The following is a 26,212-nucleotide window of genomic DNA, read 5'->3' as shown; positions in this document are numbered from 1 at the left end:
GCCCGTCACCCGGCCACCACCCCGGAACGAGGCGCTTCGCGCCGCCCCTGTCTGGGCGGCGCCGGCCGTCGCGGGCGGGGGATCCGGTGCGCTCATGGCGGGCCCTTTCGTCGTACGGGTGCCGCGGGTGCCGCGGGTGCCGTACGGGCCGGGGGAGTCGGGGTGCGGTCGGGGTTTATCCGTGCCACGCGAGGAGGCGGCTCTCCTGTCCCGGGCGGTGAGGTCACCCGGTCGACGGCCTGACGTGACGCTCTGTCAGCAATGTCTTTTCGGTAAAGCCGCAGGTCAGGGCGGTAAGTTCGGCCTTCCTTGCTAGCGGCGCAGGGGCCTGTCCGCATAACTTCGAGGTGTTGCAGGGGGAAGCGCCGCCATCGGCCCACACCTCGCGGAAGGGAGAGGGTCCCGAGTCATGTCCGTTATGGAGATCATGGACAGCGCGGCGCCGACGCATGTGGCGCACCGTGACAATCACACGCACCGTGACGTCAACGGCGGCTGGCTGCGGCCCGCCGTTTTCGGTGCGATGGACGGGCTGGTGTCGAACCTCGCCCTGATGACGGGTGTCGCCGGCGGTTCGCTGTCGTCGCAGACGATCGTCATCACCGGACTGGCGGGTCTGGCCGCCGGTGCGTTCTCGATGGCCGCGGGGGAGTACACCTCGGTCGCCTCGCAGCGGGAGCTGGTGCTGGCCGAGCTGGACGTGGAGCGGGCCGAGCTGCGCAGGCACCCCAAGGACGAGCTGGCGGAGCTGGCGGCCCTGTACGAGTCCCGGGGCGTCGAGCCGGAGCTGGCCCGGCAGGTGGCCGAGCAGCTGTCGAGGGACCCCGAGCAGGCGCTGGAAATTCATGCGCGCGAAGAATTGGGAATTGACCCGTCCGACCTTCCTTCTCCCGCCGTCGCCGCTATTTCATCCTTCGGTTCCTTTGCTTTGGGCGCGCTTTTGCCTGTGCTTCCCTATTTGCTGGGAGCTTCGGCGCTCTGGCCGGCGGTGGTGCTGGCGCTGCTCGGACTCTTCGCCTGCGGCGCGGTGGTGGCGCGGGTGACGGCGCGTTCGTGGTGGTTCAGCGGACTGCGCCAACTGGCCCTGGGTGGCGCGGCCGCGGGTGTGACGTACATCCTGGGATCGTTGTTCGGAACCGTCGTAGGGTGACGCGCCGAGCGGCGCTCCGCATAATGAACGCGTCGCACGGCCACGTTGGAGAAACACGTTACCCAGCGGTTTCGGTTTGTTGACGGCGGGGCATAAGGCCCAGGCGTCGCGGGCAGTGTCGCTCGCCGAACGCCGCTTTACAGGATGGCGGAATGTCCGCCCGTGTCCCTGATTCACCGCATGGCGCGGTGTCCGTATGTTGGAAGGCGCTATCCGCTTCTCGAGAAGCGGGGCATCCTGTAACCTGCACGAAAATTTCGCGGAGGGCCAACGTCGTCCCTCGGCAATGCCTATGCCACGACGACGTTGGGAGAGCCGATGCGTTCCGCGTCCACGCACTCCGCGACCACCGGCAGCGCCAGCGCCGCCTGGTCGCCCATGGACGGGCGCCCCGCCCAGCAGGGGATGTACGACCCTCGCAATGAGCACGACGCCTGCGGCGTCGGCTTTGTGGCCACCCTCACCGGCGAGGCCAGCCACGCGTTGGTCGAGCAGGCGCTCACCGTCCTGACGAACCTGGAGCACCGCGGTGCCACCGGCTCGGAGCCCGACTCCGGCGACGGCGCCGGCATCCTGCTCCAGGTACCGGACGCGTTCCTGCGCGAGGACGTCACCTTCGAGCTCCCCGAGGCCGGCGCCTACGCCGTCGGCATCGCCTTCCTTCCGTCCCAGGCCCAGGAAGCGGCCGACGCCGTCTCACGCATCGAGACGATCGCGGCCGAAGAGGGCCTGGACGTCATCGGCTGGCGGGTCGTCCCCGTCGCCCCCCAGCTGCTCGGCAACGGCGCCCGCGCGACCATGCCGGCCTTCTCCCAGCTCTTCGTCGGCGACGGTGAGAACACGGGCCTGGCGCTGGACCGCAAGGCGTTCGCGCTGCGCAAGCGCGCCGAGCGCGAGGCCGGGGTCTACTTCCCGTCCCTGTCCTCCCGGACCATCGTCTACAAGGGCATGCTGACCACCGGCCAGCTCGAGCCCTTCTTCCCGGACCTGTCCGACCGCCGCTTCGCCACCGCCGTCGCGCTGGTCCACTCGCGGTTCTCCACCAACACCTTCCCGAGCTGGCCGCTGGCCCACCCGTACCGCTTCGTCGCGCACAACGGCGAGATCAACACGGTCAAGGGCAACCGCAACTGGATGCGCGCCCGCGAGTCCCAGCTGGCGTCGAAGCTGTTCGGGGCGGAGACCGCGGAGAACCTCGAGCGCCTCTTCCCGGTCTGCACGCCGGACGCCTCCGACTCCGCCTCCTTCGACGAGGTCCTGGAGCTGCTCCACCTCGGCGGCCGCTCGCTGCCGCACTCGGTGCTGATGATGGTCCCGGAGGCGTGGGAGAACTCCACCTCCATGGACCCGGCCCGGCGTGCCTTCTACCAGTACCACTCCACGATGATGGAGCCCTGGGACGGCCCGGCCTGTGTCACCTTCACCGACGGCACCCAGGTCGGTGCGGTCCTCGACCGCAACGGTCTGCGCCCCGGCCGCTACTGGGTCACCGACGACGGCCTGGTCGTGCTCTCCTCCGAGGTCGGCGTCCTCGACATCGACCCCGCCAAGGTCGTCCGCAAGGGCCGGCTGCAGCCCGGCAAGATGTTCCTCGTCGACACCGCCGAGCACCGCATCATCGAGGACGACGAGATCAAGGCGCAGCTCGCCGCCGAGCACCCGTACCAGGAGTGGCTGGACTCCGGCCTGATCGACCTGGCGGACCTGCCCGAGCGCGAGCACATCGTGCACACCCACGCCTCGGTCACCCGCCGCCAGCAGACCTTCGGCTACACCGAGGAGGAGCTGCGGGTCATCCTGGCGCCGATGGCGAAGACCGGCGCCGAGCCGATCGGCTCGATGGGCACCGACTCGCCGATCGCCGCCCTCTCCGAGCGCCCGCGGCTGCTGTTCGACTACTTCACCCAGCTGTTCGCGCAGGTCACCAACCCGCCGCTGGACGCCATCCGCGAGGAGCTGGTCACCTCGCTGATCTCCTCGCTCGGCCCCCAGGGCAACCTCCTGGAGCCGACCGCGGCCTCCTGTCGCAGCGTGACCCTGCCGTTCCCGGTGATCGACAATGACGAGCTGGCCAAGCTCGTCCACATCAACGCCGACGGCGACATGCCCGGCATGAAGGCCGTCACCCTCTCCGGCCTCTACCGGGTCTCCGGCGGCGGCGAGTCGCTGGCCGCCCGGATCGAGGAGATCTGCGCCGAGGCGGACGCCGCCATCGACAACGGCGCCCGGCTGATCGTCCTGTCCGACCGCCACTCCGACGCCGAGCACGCGCCGATCCCGTCGCTGCTGCTCACCGCCGCCGTCCACCACCACCTCATCGCCACCAAGGAGCGCACCCAGGTCGGTCTGCTCGTCGAGGCCGGCGATGTGCGCGAGGTGCACCACGTCGCGCTGCTGATCGGCTTCGGCGCCGCGGCCGTCAACCCGTACCTGGCGATGGAGTCCGTCGAGGACCTCGTACGGGCCGGAACCTTCCTGCCCGGCGTCGAGACCGAGACGGCCATCAAGAACCTGATCAAGGCGCTCGGCAAGGGCGTCCTGAAGGTCATGTCCAAGATGGGCATCTCGACCGTCGCCTCCTACCGCGGCGCCCAGGTCTTCGAGGCCGTCGGCCTGGACGAGGAATTCGTCGCCACGTACTTCCAGGGCACCGCCACCAAGATCGGCGGCGCGGGCCTGGACGTCATCGCCAAGGAGGTCGCGGCCCGGCACGCCAAGGCCTACCCGGCCTCCGGCATCGCCGCCACGCACCGCGCGCTGGAGATCGGCGGCGAGTACCAGTGGCGCCGCGAGGGCGAACCGCACCTCTTCGACCCGGACACCGTCTTCCGGCTCCAGCACTCGACCCGTTCGCGCCGCTACGACATCTTCAAGCAGTACACGGAGCGGGTGAACGAGCAGTCCGAGCGGCTGATGACGCTGCGCGGCCTGTTCGGCTTCAAGAGCGACCGGCCTTCGATCCCCGTCGAGGAGGTCGAGCCGGCGTCGGAGATCGTCAAGCGGTTCTCCACCGGCGCCATGTCGTACGGCTCCATCTCCCAGGAGGCGCACGAGACGCTCGCCATCGCCATGAACCAGCTGGGCGGCAAGTCCAACACCGGTGAGGGCGGCGAGGACCCGGAGCGCCTGTACGACCCGGCGCGCCGCTCGTCCATCAAGCAGGTCGCCTCCGGCCGCTTCGGTGTGACGTCCGAGTACCTGGTCAACTCCGACGACATCCAGATCAAGATGGCGCAGGGCGCCAAGCCCGGCGAGGGCGGCCAGCTGCCCGGCCACAAGGTCTACCCCTGGGTCGCCAAGACCCGGCACTCCACCCCGGGCGTCGGCCTGATCTCCCCGCCGCCGCACCACGACATCTACTCCATCGAGGATCTGGCCCAGCTGATCCACGACCTCAAGAACGCCAACCCGGCGGCACGTATCCACGTGAAGCTGGTCTCCGAGGTCGGCGTCGGCACCGTCGCCGCGGGTGTCTCCAAGGCCCATGCGGACGTGGTCCTGATCTCCGGCCACGACGGCGGTACGGGTGCCTCCCCGCTGACCTCGCTCAAGCACGCGGGCGGCCCCTGGGAGCTGGGCCTCGCCGAGACCCAGCAGACGCTGCTGCTCAACGGCCTGCGCGACCGCATCGTCGTGCAGACCGACGGCCAGCTCAAGACCGGCCGCGACGTCGTGATCGCCGCCCTGCTGGGCGCCGAGGAGTTCGGCTTCGCCACCGCCCCGCTGGTCGTCTCCGGCTGCGTCATGATGCGCGTCTGCCACCTGGACACCTGCCCGGTCGGCATCGCCACCCAGAACCCGACGCTGCGCGAGCGGTTCAGCGGCAAGGCCGAATACGTCGTCAACTTCTTCCAGTTCATCGCCGAAGAGGTCCGCGAGCTCCTCGCCGAGCTGGGCTTCCGCACGCTGGAGGAGGCCGTCGGCCACGCCGAGCTGCTCGACACCGCCAAGGCCGTCAGCCACTGGAAGGCGCAGGGCCTGGACCTCGCCCCGCTGCTGCACGTCCCCGAGCTGCCCGAGGGCGCCGTCCGCCACCAGGTCGCCGTCCAGGACCACGGCCTGGAGAAGGCGCTGGACAACGAGCTGATCGAGCTGGCCGCGGACGCCCTGGCCGCCGACACCGCCGAGGCCGCGCAGCCCGTACGGGCCCAGGTCGCGATCCGGAACATCAACCGGACCGTCGGCACCATGCTCGGCCACGAGGTGACCAAGAAGTTCGGCGGTGCGGGCCTGCCCGACGACACCATCGACATCACCTTCACCGGCTCGGCCGGCCAGTCCTTCGGCGCGTTCCTGCCGCGCGGCATCACGCTGCGCCTGGAGGGCGACGCCAACGACTACGTCGGCAAGGGCCTTTCCGGCGGCCGGGTCGTCGTCCGCCCGGACCGCGGCGCCGACCACCTCGCCGAGTACTCCACCATCGCGGGCAACACCCTCGCCTACGGCGCCACCGGCGGCGAGCTGTTCCTGCGCGGCCGGGTCGGCGAGCGGTTCTGCGTCCGCAACTCCGGTGCCACGGTGGTCTCCGAGGGCGTCGGCGACCACGGCTGCGAGTACATGACCGGCGGCCACGCCGTCGTCCTGGGCGAGACCGGCCGCAACTTCGCGGCGGGCATGTCCGGCGGCACCGCCTACGTCATCGACCTCGACCCGGACATGGTCAACCGTGAACTCGCGGATGCCGTAACGGAGTTGACCGACACCGACAAGCAGTGGCTGCACGACGTCGTGCGCCGCCACCAGGAGGAGACCGGCTCCACCGTCGCCGAGAAGCTCCTCGCCGACTGGGACGCGGCCTCCGCCCGCTTCAGCAAGGTCGTCCCGGCCACCTACCAGGCAGTGCTCGCCGCCAAGGACGCCGCCGAGCGAGCCGGACTCTCCGAGTCCGAGACCCACGAGAAGATGATGGAGGCGGCGACCAATGGCTGACCCCAAGGGCTTCCTGACCCACGAGCGCGAGGTCGCCAAGACCCGCCCCGTCGAGGAGCGCGTCAAGGACTGGAACGAGGTCTACCAGCCCGGCTCCCTGCTGCCGATCATCAGCAAGCAGGCGTCGCGCTGCATGGACTGCGGCATCCCGTTCTGCCACAACGGCTGTCCGCTGGGGAACCTCATCCCCGAGTGGAACGACTATGCCTACCGCGAGGACTGGTCGGCGGCGTCGGAGCGGCTGCACGCCACCAACAACTTCCCGGAGTTCACGGGCCGCCTGTGCCCCGCTCCCTGCGAGTCGGCGTGTGTCCTCGGCATCAACCAGCCGGCCGTCACCATCAAGAACGTCGAAGTCAGCATCATCGACAAGGCGTGGGACAAGGGTGACGTCACCCCGCAGCCGCCCGAGCGCCTCTCCGGCAAGACCGTCGCCGTCATCGGCTCCGGCCCGGCCGGACTGGCCGCCGCCCAGCAGCTGACCCGGGCCGGCCACACCGTCGCCGTCTACGAGCGCGCGGACCGCATCGGCGGCCTGCTCCGCTACGGCATCCCTGAGTTCAAGATGGAGAAGCGCCACATCAACCGCCGTATCGAGCAGATGCGCGCGGAGGGCACCAAGTTCCGTACGGAGGTGGAGATCGGCCGCGACATCGACGCGAAGAAGCTGCGCAAGCGCTACGACGCCGTCGTCATCGCCGCCGGCGCCACCACCTCCCGCGACCTGCCGGTGCCCGGCCGGGACCTCAAGGGCATCCACTTCGCGATGGAGTACCTGCCGCTGGCCAACAAGGTGCAGGAGGGCGACCTGACCGTCGCCCCGATCACCGCCGAGGGCAAGCACGTCGTCGTCATCGGCGGCGGCGACACCGGCGCGGACTGCGTGGGCACCGCCCACCGCCAGGGCGCGGCCTCCGTCACCCAGCTGGAGATCATGCCCAGGCCGGGCGAGGAGCGCAGCGCCAACCAGCCCTGGCCGACGTTCCCGATGCTCTACAAGGTCACCTCCGCACACGAGGAGGGCGGCGAGCGGGTCTACTCCGTCTCCACCACCCACTTCGAGGGCGACGAGGACGGCAACGTCCAGGCGCTGCACCTGATCGAGGTCGAGTTCAAGGACGGCAAGCTCGAGCAGAAGGCGGGCACGGAGCGGGTCATCCCCGCCCAGCTGGTCACCCTCGCGATGGGCTTCACCGGCACCGACCAGGAGAACGGCCTGGTCGAGCAGTTCGGCCTGGAGCTGGACGCCCGCGGCAATGTCGCCCGCGACGCGGACTTCGCCACCAACGTCCCCGGCGTGTACGTTGCCGGTGACGCGGGCCGCGGCCAGTCGCTGATCGTGTGGGCCATCGCCGAGGGCCGCTCCGCAGCCCGCGGTGTGGACCGCTTCCTGACCGGAGCCAGCGCCCTGCCGGCTCCCATCAAGCCGACGGATCGCGCACTGACCGTGTGACGACCCGTCCCCGGTTGTCCCGTACAACGTCGTACGGAACAACGGCGGCGCCTGCCCCCTCCCCGACCGGAGGGCAGGCGCCGCCTTCTTTTGCGTACCTGCTGCTTTCCCGTACCCGCTGCCTTCCCGCACCTGTTGCGGTGTCTACGCCCCGGGGAAACGCCGCAACAGCTCCTGCGCCATCTCCCGCGCGGGCGCCGGCACGGCACGCGGCGGCGCGCCGCCCGACGGGCGGAAGTCGTGCACCGGCGGGCACCAGGCCGACAGGTCGATACGGTGGTCGCCCAGCGGCAGCACCCACCGGGGATCGGCATGCACCCGCAGCACCTGGGCCTCCATCTGCGTCCAGGCCCCCTCGTACACCGTCAGCTCACCGACCCGGCGCGCCTCCAGCTGCACCGGGCAGTTCAGCAGCCGGGGCGGCCGCACCAGCTCCGACGGCTCGGTCCAGGGAGCGTCCGGCGCACCGGGCCCCGCGCACGCCCGCTCCCCGGGTCCGCTTCCGGCCTGCGGCAGGTTGACGACCACATCCGGCCGTACCGCGAGGTTGCGCGCGGTACGGCCGCGGGCCGGCAGCGATACGCACACCACCGGCCCGAGTTCCCACCGGATCCGCAGCTCGGCCAGCGCAAACGTCCCGTCGTCGTTCTCCGTGGACAGCAGCGCCGGCGCACCGGCAGCGCTCATCTCCCACACCCCGTTCATGCCCCCGAGGATAGAAGCCGGACGATTCGGTGCTCACCGAAGTGTGATCAGAGCTTACTCTCTGCGCATGGATCCGCTGCGTACGCATCATCAGAACATCAGCCAACCGGCCATGAGCCGAGGGGGCGCCGACCAGGAAAGCGTCGTGGAAACCCCCGATGTCGCCGCCCTCGCGCAGCTCCTCGCCGACCGCACCCGCGTCGCCATCTGCATGGCCCTCCTGGACGGCGGCACCTGGACGGCCAGCGAGCTGGCCGAATTCGCGGCGGTGGCCCCCTCCACCGCCACCGAACACCTCAACCTCCTGGTCTCCGGCGGCCTGCTGGCCGAACAGCGGCGGGGCCGGCGGCGCTACGTACGCCTGGCCGGACCGGACACCGCCGAAACCCTGGAGATCCTCGCCGGCCTCGCCCCCTACCGCCAGGTCCCGGTCCGCTCGCTCGCCGAGGCCAACCACCGCAGGGCCCTGCACCACGCCCGGACCTGCTACGACCACATCGCGGGTGCGCTGGGCGTGGCGATCACCGACGCCATGACCGAACGCGGCCTGCTGGCACGGGACTACGGCCTGGTCCTGACCTGCGCCGGCGCCCGCTGGCTGACCGCCCTGGGCATCCCCGACACCGTCCCCTCGGCCGCCCACCGGGCCCATGTGCGCACCTGCCTCGACTGGACGGTACGGCGCCGGCACCTGTCGGGCGCGGTCGGCGCCGCCCTCTACCGGCACGCCGTGGACCGGGAGTGGCTCGTCAAGGCCCCCGCCACCCGCATCCTCACCGTCACCGACGCCGGGCGTGCCGCCTTCCGCGACCACCTCGCCCTGCCCGACGAGGCGCTCTTCCCTTCCCTGACACCGGCCGCACCGCGGCCGTGAGGTGCCGCTGCCCGGGGCGGCGCCACCAGGACCGTACGCGAGGTGCGAGGTGCGAGGTGCGACGTGTGCCGTCCGCCGCCCAACGCCCGTTGCACGACGCCCAACGCCCAACGTCCGACGTCCGCCGCCCAGGGCCCAACGTCCAACCCCTGGCCCGGCTACGCGTCCTGCCGCCGGCCGGGCCGGGCAGCCGTCCTCGGCGGCGGGCCCCCTCTCACCCGGCCGCCAGCTGCTTACCGGTGGCCGCATCGATCACCTTGCGCCCGCCCAGCGGCTTCTCCAGCTTCACCTTCACCTTGTCGGTGGCCAGCATCTCGGTGCACATGCCCTTGGCGCTCTTCTTCTTGCCCCAGCCGGAAACCACCACCACGTCCTCCGACTCGTACTGCCGCGCACCGAAGTGCACATCGCAGGCGCTGTGGCCGACGGTCACGGTGATCTCCCGTTGCCCGGCGTCCTTGGGCCGTTCCGCGGAGACCAGGGGCAGCACCGCCGCACGCCGTCCGGGCATCGGCGAAAGGTGCTTCGGCCAGTGCCGGACGATGTCGTCCGCCCGGCGCTCGAACACGTCCTGCTGCTGCGGCTCCATATGCGGCATCGTGGCCGGTTTCACCGGCTTCTCGGTGGTGCCGCAGCCCGTCAGCGCGACGGTACCGGCCGCCGCCATGGCGAGCACGGCGGCGAGCGTACGGTGTGGGGTGAACGTTCCCCGCATGTCATGCCTCCTCAGGTCACGCATGTGACGTGGCAGGCCGGGACCGGGTTCCGTTTCTCCGTGCGCGGAATCCGCCCGCAGCGCAAACAGGGCGGCGGAGGGCGGCCCGCTCGCTAGCGTCCCCACCATGAACCCACTGCGCGAGATCACCCCGAGCGTCTGGCAACTCCCGTTCCCCGTAGGGCATGTGTATGTCGTCGCCCTGCCCGGCGGCGGCTACGCCCTGGTCGACACCGGAATCCCCGGGTCCGCTCCGGCCGTCCTCGACGCACTGGCCCGGCTGGGCGGCCGCCCGCACGATCTGCGGGAGATCGTGCTCACCCACTCCCACTTGGACCACATCGGCTCGGCCGCCGACCTCGTCGCCGCCACCGGCGCCCGCGTGCTGGCCGGCGCCCTGGACGCCCCGTACATCAGCGGCACCGTCCCCGAACCCCCGCCCGTCCTCACCCCGGCCGAACGCTCCCTGTACGACGGCATCACGGCCCGCTTCGCCGCCGAGCAGGTCCCGCCCCCGGCCCCGGTCCGGGTGGACACCGAACTCCACGACGGCGACACCCTCCCCGGCTGGCCCGGGGAGGCCCGCGTCCTGCACGTTCCCGGCCACACCCCCGGCAGCATCGCCCTTCACCTCCCCGGGAGCCGCCTCCTCTTCCCCGGCGACATCATCGGCGCCGACCCCGAAGGCCGCCGCGCAGTTCTCGGTCCGGGCAACACCGAACGGGAGACCGCCATCGCCTCGTTCCGCCGGCTGGCCGCCCTGGAGGACGTGGACACGGTGTGCGTACCGCACGGGGGGCCGATCCGCGGCGACGCGCGGGCGGTTCTGGCCGCGGCGACACCGGAGAAGGACTGGCTGTGACGGGGACCGGGCAGGGCGGGCCCGTGGTCACCGTGCCGCTGACCGTCCGCGATCTGACGCCCGCCGACCTGCCGTCGTGCGGCTGGTCCGGATCGCCGCTCCACCTGGAGAACGTCGCCCGGCAGCTGGTGCGGGCCCGGCTCGGCGAGGTGGACTATCTCGCGGTCTGCACACCCTGCGGGACACCGGTCGCCAAGGGCGGCATCGACTACGGCGTACGGGCGGGCGCGGGCACACTGTGGCAGCTCGCGGTGCTGCCCGCACTCCGGTCCTGCGGCATCGGCGGCGTCCTGATCGCCGCCGCCGAACAGCGGATCCTGGGCCGTGGCCTGGACCGCGCCGAACTCGCCGTGGAGGAGGACAACCCCCGGGCACGGGCCCTGTACGAGCGGCTCGGCTACACCGTGTACGGCCGGGAGCGGCAGTCCTGGGACGCGCAGGGGCCGGACGGCGCGGTGCGGCGCCATGAGACGTGGTGCGCGCTGATGCGCAAGAGGCTGTGACGGCGGCCGCGGACGAGCAGCCGGGCCCCGTCCCGCCCGCAGGGAGCGGGCAACGGCCATGTTCCTCAAGGGGGTTGGGGCAAGCGGGTGCGCCGGCGGCCCGGCCGCGGGACAGTCCTGCGCCGGGCCCGCGCGCCGCGCGGCGGGCCCGGGACGCCCGGGAAATTCCCGCCGCCCGGTAACCTCGGGCGGCATGAAGCTGCACACCCATGAGTGGGGCACCGGCGACCGGACCGCCGTGCTGATCCACGGGATGATGTCGGATCACCGCACCTGGCACCGGGTGGCCCCGGCCCTCGCGGACCGGGGCTACCGCGTCATCGGCGTCGATCTGCGCGGCCACGGCCGCAGCCCGCGCGGCGACTACGGCGCCGAGCTGTTCGCCGACGACCTGGTGGACACCCTCCCGGCCGGCGCGGACCTGGCCCTCGGGCACTCGCTGGGCGGCCTGGCGCTGTCCCTGGCGGCGGAGCGGCTACGGCCCCGGCGCGTGGTCTACAGCGATCCGGCGTGGTCACCCGTCGGCACCGGCCAGGTCGTCGACCCGGCCGTCTTCCTGACCTTCAAGGACGCCTCCCGCGACATGGTCCGCGCCTTCAACCCGCGCTGGGACGACGCCGACATCGACCTCGAACTCGCCACCGTCGCCGCCTGGGACACCGGCACCGCCCTCGCCCTCTCCGGCGCCCACCTGGTCGACCGCACCCCCGAGCGCCCGGTCGTCCCGTCCCTCGTGCAGATCGCGGGGGAGGGCTTCCTCTTCACCGAGGAGGCCGCGAAGGAACTGCGCACCCGCGGCTTCGAGGTCCGTACGGTCCCCGGCGCGGGACACACCATCCACCGCGACGACTTCGAGGGGTTCATGGCGGGGCTGGAGGGGTGGATCTAGAGGGATCCGGCGAGCGGCCCGCCGGTCACCGGGCCGCCGGGCGGCCCGCTCCGCTCACGTATCGCAGTCCAGCAGCGTCTTGCACAGCCCGCACCGCGCCTGGAACCGTCCCCGCACCGGCACGCGGATCCGCTGGTGACAGGCGGGGCAGGGGAAGGACACCCGCAGCGGTGCGGGCCCCTCGAAGGCGTAGCCGTCGGGGGCCTCGGGGCCGGGGCCGGGGTGGCCGGCGGAGCGGGCCCGGCGGCGGTCCTTGGCGTAGCGGAGGCGGGCGAGGCGGCCGGCGGCGGCCAGGGGCGGGCGGCGGGCGTCCTGGCGGGCCCGTGCCGCGCCCGCGGTGTAGGCGTCGTACGCCTGGGGACTGGTGAACCACGGCGCGGGGTCCTCGCCGAAGAACTCCGCGCGCTGGGCCAGGACATAGCCGAACTCCTCCGGCGTCAGATAGCCGAGCTTCTGGGAGAACGGGCCGTGCTCGCGGTAGGCGTCCAGCAGCAGCCAGCCGGCGCCGAGATAGGCGGTGGCCGTGTCGGTGAGGATCTCGTTGTCGCGGGTGCCGGGAAAGACGAGGTCCAGGCGGTGCAGATAGACATGCATCACCTCGTGGGCGAGGGCGGCGCCGATGTCCTTGCGGTGCCGCCTGAAACGCTCGTTGAGTTCGATGAAGTACTCCGGCCCCGCGGTCAGTTCGACGTTCGCGGCGTGTTCCATCTCGCGGAACGACACCACGATCCGGGCGTCGGGCAGGCGGAGGTGCCGCACCAGGGCACCGGCCACCCGCTGGGCCCCCAGGTGGATGTCCTCGGTGTCGTCGAAGGCCACATCGACGGGCAGGACGCTGGTGCCGAAGGTGCTGACCGTGTCGTAGGACAGGCGCCGGAACACCGCCGTCACGGCCGCGCGCACCGTGCCGAGATGCGGAAATCCGTGCCTGATCTCACTGCCGCCGGCTGTCACCCGGCCACTCTACGGGCGGCCGGATCCGCCCGGTATGGGCCGTACGAGGCATGGCCCGTACGGGAGTTGGACGGATGTTGGCCGGTTGCGCACTCTTGTCCTCAGATCGCACTCTCCACATAATCACAGGGCGCTGTACGGACTCATCCCCACTGGGTCCGGACGCCTTGCGGTGTGCTGCCCTCTCCACGCACCTTCGTGCGGCGGCCGCATCCGGCTCCGGTGGTTGGCATGGGCTCGTCATAGACGTGCAACCCCCCACGAAAGGAAGCCCGTTGCGCAGCTACCGGAAGCTCCTCACCAGAACCACCGCCGTCGGCGCGGTCGCCCTCGCCGCCTTCAGCCTCCAGCCCGGCTCCGCCTTCGCCGGCCCCACACCCGGCGGCAGCCACACCAAGGTCGTCGGCGGCACCAAGGCCGATCAGGGCGAATACCCCTTCATGGTCCGGCTGTCGATGGGCTGCGGCGGCGCCCTCTACACCAAGAACATCGTGCTCACCGCCGCGCACTGCGTCGACGGCAGCGGCCCGAACACCTCCATCACCGCCACCGCGGGGGTGGTCGACCTGGAGGACTCGAAGGCGATCACGGCCAAGTCCACCGAGGTCCTCCAGGCCCCCGGCTACAACGGCAAGGGCAAGGACTGGGCGCTGATCAAGCTCGACAAGGCGATAGACCTGCCCACCCTGAAGATCGCCCAGGACGACAAGCTCAACAACGGTGACTTCCAGGTCGCCGGCTGGGGCGCCGACAAGGAAGGCGGCGACCAGCAGCGCTACCTCCTCAAGGCGACCGTCCCGTTCGTCGACGACGACGCCTGCAAGAAGGCGTACGGCGACCAGCTCACCCCCGGCGACGAGATCTGTGCCGGCAAGCTGGACACCGGCGGCGTCGACACCTGCCAGGGCGACTCCGGCGGCCCGATGTTCCGTAAGGACGAGGCCGGCGAATGGCTCCAGGTCGGCATCGTCTCCTGGGGCGAGGGCTGCGCACGGCCCGGCAAGCCCGGTGTCTACAGCGAGGTGAGCACCTTCGCCAAGGACATCAAGGCGGGCGCCGACAAGCTCGGCGGCTGACCGCACGCACCGCCGCAGGGCCCGGGGAAGCCGTTCGGTTCCCCGGGCCCTGTGCCGTGCCGGGCGCCGGGACACCGCCCGCCGCCCCCGCCCGTTAGTCCAACATCTGTCCCCCCTTTGTCCATAGGCACCCACCCGGCCCGCACCGCAGGCTGTCCCGCGACAGGGACAGGCAGTGCCGGTGCGGAGGAGGACAGCGCGCGTGAACCACCAGTCAGGGCCCAGCCGCAGAAAGGTCGTCGCCGCGACCGCGCTCGCCGGGGCCGCGGCCGCCCTCCCGCCCGTCGCCCCCGCCGCCGCGACGCCCCGCAGCGCCGGGACCGTGCTGCGCTCCGACGCGCTGGAGGTCCGTGTCGACACCGCCTTCCCCCGCATCGTCTCCTACACCGACCGCGGCACCGGCCAGGTCCTGTACGGCCAGGAAACCCCCGTCACCCAGGTCCTCGTCGACGGCACCGCCCGCACCCCCCGGGTCACCCACCGGGCCGGTGCCGACCGGGCCGCGTACACTCTCGCCTTCGACGGCGGCACGGCCGTGGACGTCGAGATAGCCGTCGACGGATGGCGGACCACCTGGCGTGTCACCCGCATCACCGACACCCCCGCCCTGCGCATCGGCACCCTGCAGATCCCCGGCCTCGCGCTGCTGAGCGTCCGCAGCGACCAGCCCGGCGCCGCCCTGCTGGCCGCCCGGATCGAGCTGGACAAGAACCGCAGCGGCGACACCCTGGTGGAGGTCACCGCTAGTACGCCCGTCGAGGCCGCGCCCACCGGATGCGCATACGGCGTCGTCGCCACCGGACGGCTGGCCGCCGGCATCGAGACCAACACCGTCTACGACACCCCGAGCTCCGCCACCAGCTGGGAGAACGGCCGGCTGTGGCGGGGGACCGTCCGCGGCGACGGCTTCGTCAAGGCCCAGCTGGCGCCCGGCCAGTGGACCCACCGGGCGGCCGGGCAGCCGGCCAGCGCCACCGAGCCGCTCCCGTACGCCACCGTCATCGTCACCCGCGACCGCAACGGCGACGGCACCGCCGACTGGCAGGACGCCGCCATCGCGCTGCGCGACATCATGGTCATGCCGCTGGGCGCCGCAGAACAGCATCTGCGGGTCGTCCCGCACATCCCGTTCAACTTCGCCAGCCAGGCCACCAACCCGTTTCTCGCCACCCTCGACCACATCAAACGGATCTCCCTGGCCACCGACGGACTGTGGCAGTTCACCCTCCTCAAGGGCTACCAGTCCGAGGGCCACGACTCCGCCCACCCCGACTACGGCGGCAACTACAACACCCGCGCCGGCGGCCTCGCCGACCTCAACACCCTCCTGCGCGCCGGCCGGACATGGCACAGCGACTTCGCGGTGCACGTCAACGCCACCGAGTCCTACCCGGTCGCGCACGCCTTCTCCGAGACCCTCGTCGACAAGGACGACGAGCAGTGGGACTGGCTGGACCAGTCCTACCGCATCGACGCCCGCCGCGACCTGGTCTCCGGCGGCATCGCCGAGCGCTTCGCACAGCTGCGCAGGGAGACCGACCCGGCCCTGAACACCGTCTACCTCGACGTCTTCCGCGCATCGGGCTGGAACTCCGACCGGCTGCAGCGCCATCTGCGCGACCAGGGCTGGATGGTCGCGACCGAATGGGGCCACGGCCTGGAACGCTCCTCACTGTGGTCGCACTGGGCGAACGAAACCGACTACGGCCCCGACACCTCCCGCGGCATCAACTCGCAGCTGATCCGCTTCCTCCGCAACCACCACAAGGACGTCTTCGCCGACAAGTGGCCGACGCTGCTCGGCGCCGCCCGGATGGGCAACTTCGAGGGCTGGACCGGCAAGACCGACTGGCACGCCTTCCACAGGATCATCTGGGCCGACGCCCTGCCCGCCAAATACCTCCAGGCCTACCCGATCAGCACCTGGGACGCGCACGAGATCACCTTCGAGGGCCCCACCAGGACGTCCGTGAGCGACGCCGGAGGCACCCGCAGGATCACCACGGACGGCCGGCCGGTCTACGACGACGGCACCTACCTCCTGCCCTGGGAGCCGCGCCGCGCCACCGACCCCGACAAGCTCTACCACTACAACCCCCGCGGCGGCACGACCAGTTGGACGCTGCCCCGCGGCTGGTCGGACGCCGCCGAGGTCTACGCGTACCGGCTCACCGACCAGGGCCGCACCCAGGAGAGGCGCATCCCGGCCGGCGGAGGCCGGATCACCCTCACCGCCGAGCCCGGCGTGGCGTACGTCGTCCACCGGACCAAGGCCCCCGCACAGCCCGACCCCGACTGGGGCGAGGGCACCCCGCTGACCGACCCCGGATTCCACTCCGGAACCCTGGACGGCTGGCAGGTCACCGGCCCCGCCACCGTCGAACTCAGCAAGAACGGCGACTACGAGCTGGTCATCGGCGCCGGCGCCGCCGCCACCGTCGCCCAGAAACTCACCCGGCTCGCCCCCGGCGGATACGCCGCCTCCGTACAGCTCGAGGTCGGCGACCGGCCGGGGGAGCGGCGCCGGGCCGCCCTGGAGGTCCGCACCGCCGACGGCGTCACCGCCGCCAACTGGACCGACACCTCCACCGCCGTCAACCACGTCGCCGCCGACCGCAAATCCGGCACCCGCTTCCAGCGCCTGTTCACCCGCTTCACCGTCCCCGAAGGCGGCGGCCCGGTCACCCTCGCCCTGACCGCCGCCGCGGGCCGGGCGCGCGTCCGCTTCGACAACGTACGCGTCGTCCCCGCCGAGGCCACCGCCACGAAGGGCGCCCTGGTCCGCGAGGACTTCGCGCACGTCCCCCAGGGCTGGGGCGTCTTCGTCAAGGGCGACGCGGGCGGCATCACCGACCCGCGCACCCATATCGCCCAGCGGCACGCCCCGTTCACCCAGCGAGGCTGGAACGGCAAGGCCGTCGACGACGTCATCGACGGCAGCCAGTCCCTCAAGTCCCGCGGCGAGAACCGCGGCCTGGTCTACCGCACCGTCCCGCACACCGTCCGCTTCACCCCCGGCCGCCGCTACCGGGTCACCTTCCGCTACGCGAACGAGAAGGCCGGCCAGTACGCCTGGGTCACCGCCGTCGACGAGCCCGGACCCCGCGAGCTGAGCCGCACCCCCCTCCCCGCCGCCACCCGGCCCGCCGCCCACACCTACGAGTTCACCGCCCCCGACGGCGGTGAGGCCTGGGTGGGCCTGCACAAGACCGGCGACGACGGCAAGGCGGAGTTCGTCCTGGACGCCTTCGAGGTGCGGGAGGCCTGACGGGAAACGGGGACACCGGCCGGGCGCTCCGCCCCTGCCCCCACGAGGGGCGGAGCGCCCACTCCCGGCCCCCGCGCCCGCCCGCCGCCACCTGCCCGTCCGAACCACCGGTCACTCCCGCCCTCTGGCGGCGCGGCGGTCCATGGACGAAGATCGCCCCTGACGGGACGGACGGGGCGGCAGGCGCGCGGCGGGAGGTCCGGGCATGTACCACACCTGGATGCGCTACTTCACCCCCGGACCGGTCCACCGCCGGCTCGGCCTGGTGTGCCTCGGCGTCGGACTGCAGCACGGCACCCTGCCCACGGTCGGCCCGCGCACCCTCGACCACCACGTCGCCGTCGTCATCGGCGCGGGCCGCGGCTGGTTCACCACCGCCGACGGACGCCGCCGGACGGTCACCGCGCCCGCCCTCCTGTGGATCATCCCGGGCGTACCGCACCACTACGGCGCCGACCCCGTCACCGGCTGGGACGAGAGCTTCGTCGACTTCACCGGCTCCGCCACCGCCACCTACACCGAGCTGGGCTACATCGAGCCGGACCGCCCCGTCGTCCCGCTCGCCGACACCGGCCCGGCCCGCGCCGTCATCGGCCGGATCGCCCGCGCCGCCCGCCGCGGCAACCCCCTGCTGGAGGTGGAGACCTCCGCCGCGGTGCACGAACTCCTCGTCGCCCTCCGCCGCGCCCGCGCCGACACCGACGCCGACGGCGACCCCGTCCTGACGGCCCTGGCCCGCGACGCCTTCCTGCCCCTCTCGGTCGCCGAACACGCCGCCCGGCACGGCATGACCCCGGCCGAACTCCGCACCGCCGTACGCCGCGGCGCCGGCTGCAGCCCCAAGGACTACCTCCTCGGCATCCGCCTCGGCCGCGCCAAGGAACTCCTGGCCGCCACCGAACTCCCGGTCGCCGCCGTCGCCCGCCGCGTCGGATACGACGACCCCGCCTACTTCAGCCGCCTCTTCACCCGCCGCGTCGGCACCGCCCCCGTACGCTTCCGCGACCGCCAGACCCGCAGCGTCCCCGGGGGCTGGTCGACCCAGATCCCGGATCCCGACGACCCGCCGGTGGTCCGCTGACGGCCGGCGGCGTACGGACCCCCACGGCGCCACGCCCCCCCGCGCCCCCGCACCCAAACACCCGTGCGCCCCCAGCCGCACGGGTGGCAGCATGACCCCATGCCCGCACTGCAGCGCGACGAGGCGCAGACCCGAGCCCGGCTCATCGACGTCCACCGCTACGAGGTCGGCCTCGACCTCACCCGGGGCGAGGACCACTTCGGATCCCGTACGGTCATCCACTTCAGCGCCCATGAGCCCGGCGACACCTTCGTCGAGATCCGGCCCGCCGAGCTGCACACCGCCACCCTCGACGGCGCCCCGATCGACCCCGCCGCCCTGGACGACAACCGCCTCCCCCTCACCGGCCTGACCGCGGGCGACCACGAACTGCGCCTCCACGCCACCATGCGCTACTCCCGCACCGGCGAAGGCATGCACCGCTTCACCGACCCCGCCGACGGCGAGGCCTACGTCTACACCCAGCTCTTCATGGACGACGTCCAGCGCGTCTTCGGCGCCTTCGACCAGCCCGACCTCAAGGCCGTCTTCGCGCTCACCGTCAAGGCCCCCGAAGGCTGGACCGTCCTCGCCAACGGCATCACCGAACACCTGGGGGACGGCGCCTGGCAGGCCGCCCCCACCCCCCTCATCTCCACCTACCTCGTCGCCGTCGCCGCCGGCCCCTGGCACTCCGTACGCACCGAGCACGCCGGCCTCCCCTTCGGCATCCACTGCCGCCGCTCCCTGGCACCCCACCTGGACGCCGACGCCGACGAAATCCTCGGCCTCACCCGCCGCTGCTACGACCGCTACCACCAGATCTTCGACGAGCCCTACCCGTTCGACTCCTACGACCAGGCATTCGTCCCCGAATTCAACGCCGGAGCCATGGAGAACCCGGGCCTGGTCACCTTCCGCGACGAGTACGTCTTCCGCTCCGCCGTCACCGACACCGAACGCCAGGCCCGCGGCGTGACCATCGCCCACGAAATGGCCCACATGTGGTTCGGCGACCTCGTCACCCTCCAGTGGTGGGACGACATCTGGCTCAACGAGTCCTTCGCCGAATACATGGGCTACCAGGTCCTCTCCGAAGCCACCCGGTTCACCGGCACCTGGACCGCCTTCGCCGGCGTCAGGAAGGGCTGGGGCTACGACGCCGACCAGCGGCCCTCCACCCACCCGGTGGCCCCCGCCCCCGACGACGTCCCCGACACCGCCTCCGCCCTGCTCAACTTCGACGGCATCTCCTACGCCAAGGGCGCCTCCGCACTACGCCAGCTCGTCGCCTGGCTCGGAGAGAAGGACTTCCTCGCCGGCATCAACGACCACTTCGCCCGGCACCGCTTCGCCAACGCCACCCTCGCCGACCTCATCGACTCCCTCGCCCGCGCCACCGACCGCGACGTCCACACCTGGGCCGAACGCTGGCTGCGCACCACCGGGGTCGACACCCTCACCCCCGTCATCGGCGTCCACCACGACTCCTGGCGCCTGGACGTCGAACACCGCGGCAGCCGCCCCCACCGCATCGCCGTCGGCGTCTACGACCGCGGCGCCGACGACACCGGCCCCCTCGCCCTGCGCGACCGCTTCGAGATCGACATCCCCGCCGAAGAAGGCCACACCCACCGCGCCTTCCCCAAGCCCACCCCCGACCTCGTCGTCCTCAACGACGGCGACCACACCTACACCAAGATCCGCTTCACACCGCAGTCCTGGAAGACCGTCGCCCACTCCCTGTCCGCCCTCCCCGACCCCCTCACCCGCGCCGTCGTCTGGAACGCCGCCCGCGACATGGTCCGCGACGGCGAACTCGCCCCCACCGCCTACCTGGACGCCGCCCGCGCCCACCTCCCGCACGAAACCGACCTCGCCGTCGTCCAGGGCGTCCTCGCCTTCGCCCGCACCCAGATCGCCGACCGCTACCTCCCCCCGGACGGCCGCCGCGCCGCCCTCGCCACCCTCACCGCCACCGGCCGCGACATCCTGCGCCGCACCGAAGGCCCCGCCCACGGCACCCACGCCGGCCTGCGCCTCACCGCCGTACGCGCCGTCATCGACAGCGCCACCACCCCCGAGAACATCCAGGACTGGCTCGACGACGGCAGCGTCCCCGGCGGCCCCGACCTCGACCCCGAACTGCGCTGGCGCATCCTCGGCCGCCTCGCCGCCCTCGGCGAGACACCCCTGGCCGAACTCCACAAGGCCATCGACGCCGAACTCGCCCGCGACCCCAGCGCCACCGGACAGCAGGGCGCCGCCCGCTGCCGCGCCGCCCTCCCCGACCCCGAAGCCAAACAGGCCGCCTGGGACGCCCTGTTCACCACCGACGACCGGGCCGCCCTCTCCAACTACCTCTTCACCGCCACCGCCACCGGCTTCTGGGCCCCCGAACAGCACGACCTGCTCACCCCCTACGTCGCCCGCTACTTCGACGAGGCCCCCGCCCTCGCCGCCCGCCGCGGCCCCGCCCTCGCCGACGCCGCCGGCCGCTACGCCTTCCCCGTCACCCACATCGACCACGACACCCTCCGCCTCGGCGACGCCTGCCTCGCCGACGGCAACCCCACCCCCGCCCTGCGCCGCAAGCTCATCGACCAACTCGACGACCTGCGCCGCGCGTTGAAGGTCCGCGGGGCCTGACCCGCACCCCGCCCACCGGGTGCCGCCGGGCCACACCGGCGGCACCCGAACAACTGCGGCAGGGCCTGTAACACAAAAGGGTGGTACCACCGCCCGTACGAGTGGTGGTGCGGCGACCGGTGCCTGCGCACCGTACAGGGAAAGTAACTTAGGGCGGCCTTGGTTCCCACCGGACCAGCGGACCACCGCCCGAACTCCCCCTGAAGAAGAGCACCTTGATGCCCGTGCCCCCTGCCGGGACCGCCCTCGCAGGCGGCACCAACGGCCCCCGCGCACTGAGCCCCCTCCTCGACATCGTCCTCGACGCCCTCACCACCGGCGCCGAGGACCGCGCCGGCCCCCTCCCCGCCGGCGGCCCCGACGCCGTCGCCCACGCCGTACGCACCGCCTGCGCCCCCCTCCTCCCCGAACACGGCACCGGCGCCCACCACGCACTGCGCACCCTCGTCCACACCCTCGCCGCCGGCGCCGCCGACCCCGCCGACCCCCACTGCGCCGCCCACCTGCACTGCCCCCCACTGGCCCTGGCCACCGCCGCCGACCTCGCCGCCGGCGCCCTCAACCCCTCCATGGACTCCTGGGACCAGGCCCCCGCCGCCTCCGCACTCGAAGCCCTCACCTGCCGCGAACTCGCCGCCCTCGTCTACCCCCGCGCCACCGCCCCCGACACCCTCGTCACCACCGGCGGCACCGAATCCAACCAGCTCGCCGTCCTCCTCGCCCGGGAAGCGGCCACCGGCACCGCCCCCCTCCAGATCGTCTGCGGCGCCAACGCCCACCACTCCGTCCACCGCGCCGCCTGGCTCCTCGGCCTCCCCCAGCCCCTCACCCTCCCCACCCCGGACGGCACCCTCACCCCCGCCACCGTCCACACCTGCCTCGCCAACCTCACCGGCCGCACCGGACCCGTACTCCTTGCCGCCACCGCAGGCACCACCGACTCCGGCGCCATCGACCCCCTCGCCGACCTCGCCGACCTCGCCGACCAGTACGGAGCCCGCTTCCACATCGACGCCTCCTACGCCGGCCCCCTCCTCTTCAGCACCACCCACCACACCGCCCTCCGCGGCCTCGACCGCGCCCACACCGTCACCCTCGACCTGCACAAACTCGGCTGGCAGCCCGTCGCCGCCGGCCTCCTCGCCGTCCCCGACCCCATCACCCTCACCCCCCTCGCCCACCAGGCCGACTACCTCAACGCCGACGACGACACCGAAGCCGGCCTGCCCGACCTCCTCGGCCGCTCACTGCGCACCACCCGCCGCCCCGACATCCTCAAAATCGCCGTCACCCTCAAAGCCCTCGGCCGCACCGGCCTCGGCGAACTCGTCGACCGCACCCTCGCCGCCGCCCGCACCCTCGCCGACCTCATCGAGGCCCACCCCCGCTACGAACTCCACTCCCGCCCCACCCTCAGCACCGTCCTCTTCCGCCCCGCCGGCGCCGACCCCGCCACCCTCGCCGCCATCCGCCGCACCCTCCTCACCGACGGACACGCCGTCCTCGGCCGCGCCACCACCCCCACCGGCCTCTGGCTCAAAGCCACCCTCCTCAACCCCCACACCCAACCCGGAGACCTCACCACCCTCCTCAAACTCGTGGAAGGCCACACCCCCCGATGACCCCTCCCGGCGCCACCGGCCCCGACACCCACGTCCCCGACACCCATGACCCCGCCAACCCCCTCGACCTCGCCGGCATCGGCATCGGCCCCTTCAACCTCTCCCTCGCCGCCCTCGCCCACCCCCTCACCCACCTGCGCACCGCCTTCTACGACCAACGCCCCGCCTTCCACTGGCACCCCGGCCTCCTCATCGACGGCGCCACCCTCCAAGTCCCCTTCCTCGCCGACCTCGTCACCCTCACCGACCCCACCAGCCCCTGGACCTTCCTCAACTACCTCCGCAGCCGCGAACGCCTCTTCCCCTTCTACTTCGCCGAGAAATTCCACATCCACCGCGCCGAATACGACGCCTACTGCCGCTGGGTCAGCGAAAACCTCACCGGACTCCACTTCGGCCACCAGGTCGACGCCCTCCGCTGGAACGCCGAACACGCCCTCTTCGAAATCGACTTCACCCAGCTCGGCACCGACGGCGAAGCCGAAGCACTCGGCCGCACCCACGCCCGCAACATCGCCCTCGGCATCGGCACCGCCCCCCACATCCCCGAACCGCTGCGCCCCCTCGCCGACGCCCCCGCCGTCCCCGTCCTGCACTCCGCCGACTACCTCGACCACCGCGAACGCCTCCTGGCCGCCGACCACATCACCGTCATCGGCGCCGGCCAGTCGGGCGCCGAAATCTTCCTCGACCTGCTCCGCGCCCGCCCCGCCGGCCACGAAGGCCTCCACTGGCTCGCCCGCACCCCCGCCTTCGCCCCCATGGAATACAGCAAACTCGGCCTCGAACACTTCACCCCCGACTACACCCGCTACTTCCACGCCCTGACCGAACCCGTACGCGACGCACTCGTCCCCGCCCAATGGCAGCTCCACAAGGGCATCGACCACGACACCCTCGCCGCCATCCACGACGAGCTCTACCGCCGCACCCTCCACGGCGGCTGGCCCGACGCCACCCTCACCCCCGGCGTCTCCGTCCGCACCGCCGGCCGCGTCGGCACCACCAAGATCGAGCTCCACCTCGACCACTCCCAGCAGGACACCCGCTCCCGCCTCACCACCGACGCCGTCGTCCTCGCCACCGGCTACCGCGAACGCCGCCTCGACACCCTCCTCGCCGCCCTCGACCCCCACGTACGCCGCGACCGCGCCGGCCGCCCCCGGGTCGACGAACACCACCGCCTCGCCCTCGACCCCTCCATCACCGGCGCCATCTACGTCCAGAACGCCGAAACCCACACCCACGGCGTCGGCGCCCCCGACCTCGGCCTCGCCGCCTGGCGCAGCGCCACCATCCTCAACTCCCTCGGCGACACCCCCGCCTACCCCCTCCCCACCCGCACCGCCTTCACCACCTTCGGCCTCCAGCAGCCCCCGGCCGCCCGCACCGGAACCGTCCCCCGCCAGGGCTCCACCCTCGTACCCCGCCGCTGACCCCGCACCACACGGCGGCGGCGCCCCCCGGCACCGCCGCCGCACCCCTCAGAACACCGGCACCCCGTCCCGCGTCAGCCGCCAGTCCACCGAAGCAAACACCGACGGATCGATCTCCCCCTTCTCCCGCACCCACCCCACCAGCAGATTCCGGATCTCCTCCGACGCCGACCACACCTGCTTCGCCGCCGCCACATGCGGAAAACCCCCGCCACCGTTCGCCCGGTAGTTGTTCACCGCCAGCACGAACTCCGCCGCATCAGCCACCGGCCTCCCGCCCACCGACAGCTTCCCGATCCGCTGCCCCGCCGGCTTCGCGATATCGATCTCGTACGACACCCCGCTCACCGCGTCATAGTTGTAGTCCGGAACACCATCCGCATTCGTCACCTTCGACGGATCCACCGGACCACCCGGCGCCGTCCGCACGTAATACCGCGCCGAGAACTCCAGATACGCCCGCAACTGCGCACCCGTCAGCACCCGCGCCTCCAGCGTGTTGTCGAACGGATACAACGCGGCCATCGACCGGATCTTCACCTCCCCCTCCGGAACCCGCGCCGTCCGCGAAAAACACGACGCCTGCGACACCACCGGCAACGACGCATACGCCGAACCCGCCAGCGCCTTACGCACCGCCTCCGCCTGCACAAACGCAATGAAATCCAGAATCGGCGTATCCTTCACCGGCGCCTCGGCCGCCGTCATCTCCGCCTTCGACCGGCCGATCACCCGGTTCACATACGCCACGACCTTCCGGTGCTCCGCCCGCAGCAATTCCGTGATCCGCGAATCCTGTGCCACCGCATTCGCATTCAGCACCCGGCATGCGACCGAATCCACTTCCCAGCGCCCCCGGCGCCACTCCACCGCCACATCGAAAAGCGTCAGCCGCTGCCCCCACTTCAGCGGCTCCGACAGCACCACCTCCCGGCCGCTCTGCTCGTTGCGCACCCGCCGCTCCGTCACCTCCACATGCGCATGCCCCACCAGAATCGCGTCGATCCCCGGCACCCGCTCCGCCACCAGCGCCGCCGCATTCTCCACATACGGCAGCTGGTCCCCGTACGACGACGTACCGCTCATCCCCGAATGCGCCGCCACCAGCACCACATCCGCGCCCCTCGACCGCAGCTTCGGCACCCACTTCGCCGCCTGCTCCACCAGCCCCGGAAACGCCAGCTTCCCCTGCACATGAGCCCGGTCCCACAGCGCGATCCCCGGATTCGTCAGACCCAGCACCGCCACCTTCACCGCCCGCCCCCGCGGCGAAAGCAACCGCTTCATCACATACGGACGGAACGCCGGGCGCAGCGACTTCGCATCCACCGCATTCGCCCCCAGGAGCGGGAAATCACAGCTCTCCTCGAACTTCCGCAGCACTGGAATGCCGTAATTGAACTCGTGATTCCCCAGCGCCGCCGCGTCATAGCCGATCGCGTTCATCGCCCGCGCCATCGGATGCACCGGACCGTTCGGCCCCGTGATCGGATCCACCTTCGCGTAGTAATACGCCAGCTGCGTACCCTGGATCGTGTCGCCCGCATCGATCAGCAGGGTGTTGCGCCGGCCCTTCTCCCGCCGCACCTGAGCCACCAGCGTCGAAATCTTCGCCAGGCCCACATCATTGTGATCCGCATCGTCGAACTCGGCGTCCGTGGCGTAGTCCCAGTTGAAGACATTGCCGTGCAGATCCGTCGTCCCCATCACCGTGAAGGCGTACCGCTCACCCCGGCGACCGGACCCCCGCACCCCCGCGGCCTGTGCCGCCGGCGCACCACCCGCCCCCGCGAGCGCCACCCCGGCCCCCGTCACCACGGAACTCCCCAAGAACTTCCTACGGCCGAACGACATGCCCACTCCCCTGGCTGAACGCATGAAGGAACCCGGACGAACGCCGCCCGGGACGGCGGGCGACGCGCGTAGATTCTGGCCCAGACACCCCTCCCGCAACACCCCTCACACGACCGCAATCCGCTCACCAACACCCCCGCCCGCCCCCGGATATGCAACCCTTCAACCCACCCCACACACCCGGCTCGGAGCACCCATGACCCACCCCATAAC

At 71.9% G+C, this 26,212-nt stretch carries 17 protein-coding genes; 13 read left to right on the top strand and 4 right to left on the bottom strand.

Translation table 11 applies throughout. The features are described from left to right. Positions 1 to 418: 418 nt before the first annotated feature. The 3 genes from ADL29_RS22600 (at position 419) to ADL29_RS22590 (ending at position 7,532) form a co-directional block, all read left to right on the top strand. Complete coding sequence (locus ADL29_RS22600; RefSeq protein WP_046931350.1) at positions 419 to 1,150, top strand: VIT1/CCC1 transporter family protein; 732 nt, start codon at positions 419 to 421, stop codon at positions 1,148 to 1,150. Positions 1,151 to 1,468: 318 nt separating this feature from the next. Next, positions 1,469 to 6,079, top strand: coding sequence for a glutamate synthase large subunit (gltB, locus tag ADL29_RS22595; protein WP_053925441.1), 4,611 nt, complete (start codon positions 1,469 to 1,471; stop codon positions 6,077 to 6,079). Further along, the gene (locus ADL29_RS22590) at positions 6,072 to 7,532 is read left to right on the top strand and encodes a glutamate synthase subunit beta (RefSeq protein ID WP_053925440.1); all 1,461 of its coding nucleotides are present in this window, start codon (positions 6,072 to 6,074) and stop codon (positions 7,530 to 7,532) included. Before gltB ends, ADL29_RS22590 begins: the two co-directional genes overlap by 8 nt. 144 nt (positions 7,533 to 7,676) lie before the next feature. On the opposite strand, the gene ADL29_RS22585 is transcribed toward ADL29_RS22590, so the two are convergent. Continuing rightward, positions 7,677 to 8,237, bottom strand: coding sequence for a hypothetical protein (locus tag ADL29_RS22585; RefSeq protein WP_053925439.1), 561 nt, complete (start codon positions 8,235 to 8,237; stop codon positions 7,677 to 7,679). 112 nt (positions 8,238 to 8,349) lie between these two features. On the opposite strand from ADL29_RS22585, the gene ADL29_RS22580 reads away from it, so the two are divergent. Then, the gene (locus ADL29_RS22580) at positions 8,350 to 9,111 is read left to right on the top strand and encodes an ArsR/SmtB family transcription factor (RefSeq protein WP_053925530.1); all 762 of its coding nucleotides are present in this window, start codon (positions 8,350 to 8,352) and stop codon (positions 9,109 to 9,111) included. A 214-nt stretch (positions 9,112 to 9,325) separates the two neighbouring features. Here the strand turns inward: ADL29_RS22580 and ADL29_RS22575 are convergent, their stop codons facing one another. Further along, a complete protein-coding gene (locus ADL29_RS22575; protein WP_053925438.1) occupies positions 9,326 to 9,826 on the bottom strand; it encodes a hypothetical protein in 501 nt (166 codons plus the stop codon). A 127-nt stretch (positions 9,827 to 9,953) separates the two neighbouring features. Between ADL29_RS22575 and ADL29_RS22570 the strand changes: the two genes are divergently transcribed. The 3 genes from ADL29_RS22570 to ADL29_RS22560 all read left to right on the top strand — a co-directional run bounded on the left by ADL29_RS22570 (position 9,954) and on the right by ADL29_RS22560 (position 12,080). Beyond that, positions 9,954 to 10,688, top strand: a complete 735-nt coding sequence (locus ADL29_RS22570) for an MBL fold metallo-hydrolase (protein ID WP_053925437.1) — start codon at positions 9,954 to 9,956, stop codon at positions 10,686 to 10,688. Then, on the top strand, positions 10,685 to 11,191 hold the full coding sequence (locus tag ADL29_RS22565) for a GNAT family N-acetyltransferase (protein WP_245689590.1): 507 nt from the start codon (positions 10,685 to 10,687) through the stop codon (positions 11,189 to 11,191). The genes ADL29_RS22570 and ADL29_RS22565 overlap by 4 nt, the downstream gene beginning before the upstream one ends. Before the next feature lie 193 nt (positions 11,192 to 11,384). Then, the gene (locus tag ADL29_RS22560; RefSeq protein ID WP_053925436.1) at positions 11,385 to 12,080 is read left to right on the top strand and encodes an alpha/beta fold hydrolase; all 696 of its coding nucleotides are present in this window, start codon (positions 11,385 to 11,387) and stop codon (positions 12,078 to 12,080) included. A gap of 54 nt (positions 12,081 to 12,134) precedes the next feature. Here ADL29_RS22560 and ADL29_RS22555 read toward each other — a convergent pair whose 3' ends face one another. Then, a complete protein-coding gene (locus ADL29_RS22555) occupies positions 12,135 to 13,034 on the bottom strand; it encodes a hypothetical protein (protein WP_053925435.1) in 900 nt (299 codons plus the stop codon). A 275-nt stretch (positions 13,035 to 13,309) separates the two neighbouring features. Here ADL29_RS22555 and ADL29_RS22550 point away from each other — a divergent pair, with 275 nt between their 5' ends. From ADL29_RS22550 to ADL29_RS22525, 6 genes are all read left to right on the top strand, one after another. Beyond that, positions 13,310 to 14,110, top strand: coding sequence for a S1 family peptidase (locus ADL29_RS22550; protein WP_053925434.1), 801 nt, complete (start codon positions 13,310 to 13,312; stop codon positions 14,108 to 14,110). A 202-nt stretch (positions 14,111 to 14,312) separates the two neighbouring features. Continuing rightward, positions 14,313 to 17,378 (top strand): endo-alpha-N-acetylgalactosaminidase family protein, encoded by a 3,066-nt coding sequence (locus ADL29_RS22545; RefSeq protein WP_053925433.1) that lies wholly within the window; start codon positions 14,313 to 14,315, stop codon positions 17,376 to 17,378. Between the two features lie 205 nt (positions 17,379 to 17,583). Beyond that, entirely contained in the window at positions 17,584 to 18,459 is an 876-nt protein-coding gene (locus tag ADL29_RS22540) for a helix-turn-helix domain-containing protein (protein WP_053925432.1), read from the top strand. 99 nt (positions 18,460 to 18,558) lie between these two features. Beyond that, positions 18,559 to 21,087 carry an aminopeptidase N gene (pepN, locus tag ADL29_RS22535; RefSeq protein WP_053925431.1) on the top strand — a complete coding sequence of 843 codons (2,529 nt, stop codon included), beginning with the start codon at positions 18,559 to 18,561 and terminating at the stop codon, positions 21,085 to 21,087. A gap of 218 nt (positions 21,088 to 21,305) precedes the next feature. Continuing rightward, entirely contained in the window at positions 21,306 to 22,709 is a 1,404-nt protein-coding gene (locus ADL29_RS22530) for a pyridoxal phosphate-dependent decarboxylase family protein (protein WP_053925430.1), read from the top strand. Next, positions 22,706 to 24,145, top strand: a complete 1,440-nt coding sequence (locus ADL29_RS22525) for a lysine N(6)-hydroxylase/L-ornithine N(5)-oxygenase family protein (protein ID WP_053925429.1) — start codon at positions 22,706 to 22,708, stop codon at positions 24,143 to 24,145. Before ADL29_RS22530 ends, ADL29_RS22525 begins: the two co-directional genes overlap by 4 nt. Positions 24,146 to 24,193: 48 nt before the next feature. Here ADL29_RS22525 and ADL29_RS22520 read toward each other — a convergent pair whose 3' ends face one another. Further along, positions 24,194 to 25,999, bottom strand: coding sequence for a bifunctional metallophosphatase/5'-nucleotidase (locus ADL29_RS22520; protein ID WP_053925428.1), 1,806 nt, complete (start codon positions 25,997 to 25,999; stop codon positions 24,194 to 24,196). Positions 26,000 to 26,212: the final 213 nt, after the last annotated feature.

Source organism: Streptomyces chattanoogensis (genome assembly GCF_001294335.1).
GTDB lineage: Bacteria > Actinomycetota > Actinomycetes > Streptomycetales > Streptomycetaceae > Streptomyces > Streptomyces chattanoogensis.
The sequence above is the reverse complement of the archived record's forward strand: the minus strand, read 5'-3'. Positions and strand labels throughout refer to the sequence as shown.